This window comes from Altererythrobacter sp., from assembly GCF_050299635.1.
Taxonomy (GTDB): domain Bacteria; phylum Pseudomonadota; class Alphaproteobacteria; order Sphingomonadales; family Sphingomonadaceae; genus Erythrobacter.
The window spans coordinates 1-3,719 of record NZ_JBNKWF010000044.1 but is presented as its reverse complement, the minus strand read 5'-3'; the positions used below and the strand labels follow the sequence as shown (position 1 = coordinate 3,719).

The following is a 3,719-nucleotide window of genomic DNA, read 5'->3' as shown; positions in this document are numbered from 1 at the left end:
GTTTCGGCTCAGGCACCGGATCGTTGCTCCAGTGCGCGGGCTTGGTGAAGGCCTTGGGGTGTTTGGTTGCGCGTGTCATGCACTGAACATGCGCGCACTGGCGCATGGTTTCAATAGTCCCTAGTGGGGCGCGATGGTTCAGCCCACCGGTATCCACGCGCGCCGCGCCGCGCTCCGCATGCTCGACGCAGTGCTGCGCCGGGGCGAGACGCTTGAGACCGCCTATCCGCCTGCCACCAAGGATGTCCGCCGTCCTGAGGACAAGGCGCTCGCCCGCGCAATCGCAAACGAGAGCCTGCGCTGGCTCACCGATCTCGACGCGCTGATTGACAGTGCGACGAAGAAGCGCCTGCCTGACGATGCCAAGCCGCGCGCAGTGCTGCGGCTGATGCTGGCGCAATGGCTGCGGCTCGATACGCCGCCGCATGCGGTGGTGGCGACCGGCTTGCCGCTGCTTTCCGGCGGGCCGAGGCGGCTGGCGCATGGCGTGTTCTCGACTCTGACCAGGCGCGAGGCGATGCTGCCTGACGCGCCGACCATGCCTGATGACGTGGCGGCTCGCTGGGGCGAGCGGGTGGGTGCAATCGCATCAGGCCTTGCCGATCCGCCGCCGCTCGATCTTTCGCTACGCGATGCGTCGGAGACGGCGAAATGGGCGCTGGAGCTGGGCGGCGATAGCCTGATGCCGGGACATGTGCGTCTGCCGCGCGGCGAACGGGTCGAGGAGCTTGCGGGCTTCAAGCAAGGCGCCTGGTGGGTACAGGATCTCGCTGCCTCGCTTCCCGCGCGGCTGCTGGGTGCGGGGGCCAATGGGAATGAGCGCAAGACCGTGCTGGATCTCTGCGCCGCGCCGGGCGGCAAGACGCTGCAACTTGCTGCGGCAGGCTGGAAGGTGACCGCGCTCGATCTCAGCAAGCGGCGGCTCGACCTGCTGAAGGAGAACCTCAAGCGCACCGGGCTCACGGCCTCGCCCGTCCGTGCCGACGCGCTGACGTGGGAGCCGAAGCACCAGTTTGACGCGATCCTGCTCGATGCGCCTTGCACCGCCACCGGCACCTGCCGCCGTCATCCTGACGTGCTGCACCGGATCGGCCAGCGCCAGATCGAGGAGATGGCGGAGCTGCAAGCCGCTCTGCTTGCCCGCGCGGCGCAATGGCTCAAGCCCGGCGGCGTGCTGGTCTATGCCACCTGCTCGCTGGAACGCGAGGAGGGTGAAGACCAAGCTGCGCGCGCCACGCTGGAGCCGCTGAGGATCCGCGCCGAAGAACTGCCGCAAGGAATCGAGCCCACGCCAGAGGGTTGGCTCCGCACCGATCCCGGCATGATGGCGGACGAAGGCGGGTTCGACGGGTTCTTCGTTGCGCGTTGGGTGAAGGATCAGGCTGTTTGAGGCCGTCGCTTCCGTCTGAAAGCTATGCCCGCTGCAGCCAGGCCGAACAGCGCCAGCATGCCGGGTTCCGGCACGGGCGTGCCGCCGGACGAACTGCTTGAGCTGACTGGCGGTTCGCCGCCAGAGGGCGGGTAGTATCCGCCGGTATAAGTGCCCACATGCATCTCGCCATTCTGCACCAGGCTGCCGAACACGGCTGAACCCTGGATGTAATTCTGCGTCGTCGCATCGGCCTTGGGAGCGAGAACCGAACCGCCCCAGGCTGTCGTCAGCGACAAGTCTTCCGCATCGGGGAAGTTCCAGATGACATGTTCGCCCAGATTGTTGGTGCCGCCCAGGAAGTTGTCATTGAGCGCGACGCTGGCGCCCGAAACATTGACGATCGCGGTATCGGCGCCGTTGAGATTGAACTGAAGCTCGCCGATCTTGTCGAGGTCTGCCGCGCTGATGTTGAATACGGCCACACCGTCGGCATCGGGTTGGGCATCGAAGGTACCGCGATTGCCGTTGATGTTGAAAGCGCTGTTGGTGTCCAACGTGCTCAATGAATGGCTGAGGCTATTCATCGATGTTTCGATCAGGCTCTGCTGCTGGATCAGATTCTGCATGAAGGCCGGGTCGGACGCGGCAAGGCCCGAAGTGACCGTGTTGTTGTTGACGTTGGTGTTGGAGATGGAGCCGCCCACCTGCACCGTCTGCGGATCGCCGTTGAGGTTGAAGCCGCTGCTCACATTGCCGCCGACGACCGCGCCGGAACCATTGTTGAGGTTCTTGTGCCCGCCGCTAACATCGCCGACCACCGTCAGCCCTGGCGTGTCGGAACTGGTCGTGACGGTGGGGCTGATCTGATAGTTCGATGCATTGCCATCCAGATTGCCACCGACAAAGGTGCGCCCTTCCACTTCGGAGGATGACGTCAAGTCTCCCAGCACCACAAGGTTCCAGGTGCGCAGCACGTCCGTTCCGGCAACAGGCCCGGGCGATGCAAGGGCAGTGCTTGCGGACAGGGCCACGGCAATGGGTGCGAGGGATAGAAATGAAGAACGGAAAAGCGCCACTATTAAATGCCTTTTTGTGAATAGTTGAAGATTTTTCGGGCGCTTACTGCGTTATAAAGATTTCGGAATTCCTGATTGGGGGCTGTCTCATTGCGGAACGCACCGTGCACGATTTGTTGGTGGACGAAGGCGGGCTCGACGGGTTCTTCGTTGCGCGGTGGGTGAAGAGTTAGGCAATCCTCAGCGCCGCGCGCATGCATTCCCTGCCGGCCTGGCTAATGGTCAGGTCCAGGCGCTCATCCGACTGTGAGACGCATTGGAGCCGGAACGGCACGTTCAGCTCGATATAGCGGTTGAAGTGCATCTCGCCCCCGCTGAAGCGAATTGCGGGATCGTGTAGCAGCAGCGCGGCGAACTGGCGGCAGGCTTCGCCCAGATGCGTCGTGTTCACATGGTCGCCCGAACCGCTCATGTAACGGCTGGCGGGCGGCAATCCGTTCGCGGCGGTCACAAGGGCATCGGCATGGATCGGCGGGTCATCCGATAGCGGCGCGATCAGCGCGTGCTCGCCCGGTGGCGCACCCACAGCGGCTACCTCTGCGAATACGAAGTCCTGCAAACCGGCGTCGACCGCCAGCTTCTCTTTCGCCTGTTTGCGCCAGCCCTCGAAATCGCGCGTGCGGAATACCACGCCCCTACCGTGGATGCGGCACACGAGACGGTTTTTCGCATCGTGCAGAGTGATGAGGAATCCCAGCTTGTCGCCGCTGCCGGTTCCTTCCATTGTCCCGCTTGCCGCATGGCCTGCATCGGGATCGCCGCATTCCCAGTCCATCCAGGTCATGGCTGACCATTTGGACTGATCGAGCGAGCCGCGCGCGGCGGAACATTCGACGCTGATCCAATAGCTGATCGTCTGCACCACGATCGGGTGGCACGGTGGCAATTCCAGCCAGGGCCATGCTGCCACGTCGCCCAAACAGCGGAAGGTAATCGATCCGTCGTCACCGACCCGATGATCGTATGTAAAGGCTATTTCGGGAGCGCCGGGCATGCGGCCTTGCTATCCGCTTTCGCCTTGCACGCAAAGCTCTCGCGCTGGACTTGAGCGGTTCCGCGTGCATCCTGGCCTTCGTCTTACGCCGAGCACTCCTTGCCGAAGCGCGCTCCAGCCTGATCTCCCAAGTCACTATCCTGTGGATCCAGTCGCGATGATTCTACCGATTCTCGCCTCTCAACAAGGATCACGCTGTGGCAAGATTTAGGTTTCATAGTTCTGGAAGTGGCGGTTTGTCGGGACGAACAAATCCAACCGATCCCGAAACCCGCCG

At 63.2% G+C, this 3,719-nt stretch carries 3 protein-coding genes; 1 reads left to right on the top strand and 2 read right to left on the bottom strand.

Annotated elements, in window-relative coordinates; all coding sequences use genetic code 11:
• The first annotated feature begins 133 nt into the window (after positions 1–133).
• Positions 134–1,390 (top strand): RsmB/NOP family class I SAM-dependent RNA methyltransferase, encoded by a 1,257-nt coding sequence (locus tag ACQY6C_RS14575; protein WP_427969984.1) that lies wholly within the window; start codon positions 134–136, stop codon positions 1,388–1,390.
• Here ACQY6C_RS14575 and ACQY6C_RS14570 read toward each other — a convergent pair.
• Together ACQY6C_RS14570 and ACQY6C_RS14565 are read right to left on the bottom strand one after the other, a co-directional pair.
• On the bottom strand, positions 1,378–2,448 hold the full coding sequence (locus ACQY6C_RS14570; protein ID WP_427969982.1) for a choice-of-anchor A family protein: 1,071 nt from the start codon (positions 2,446–2,448) through the stop codon (positions 1,378–1,380). The two genes, ACQY6C_RS14575 and ACQY6C_RS14570, sit on opposite strands and share 13 nt — an antisense overlap.
• 169 nt (positions 2,449–2,617) lie before the next feature.
• A complete protein-coding gene (locus ACQY6C_RS14565; protein WP_427969980.1) occupies positions 2,618–3,442 on the bottom strand; it encodes a hypothetical protein in 825 nt (274 codons plus the stop codon).
• Positions 3,443–3,719 lie beyond the last annotated feature (277 nt).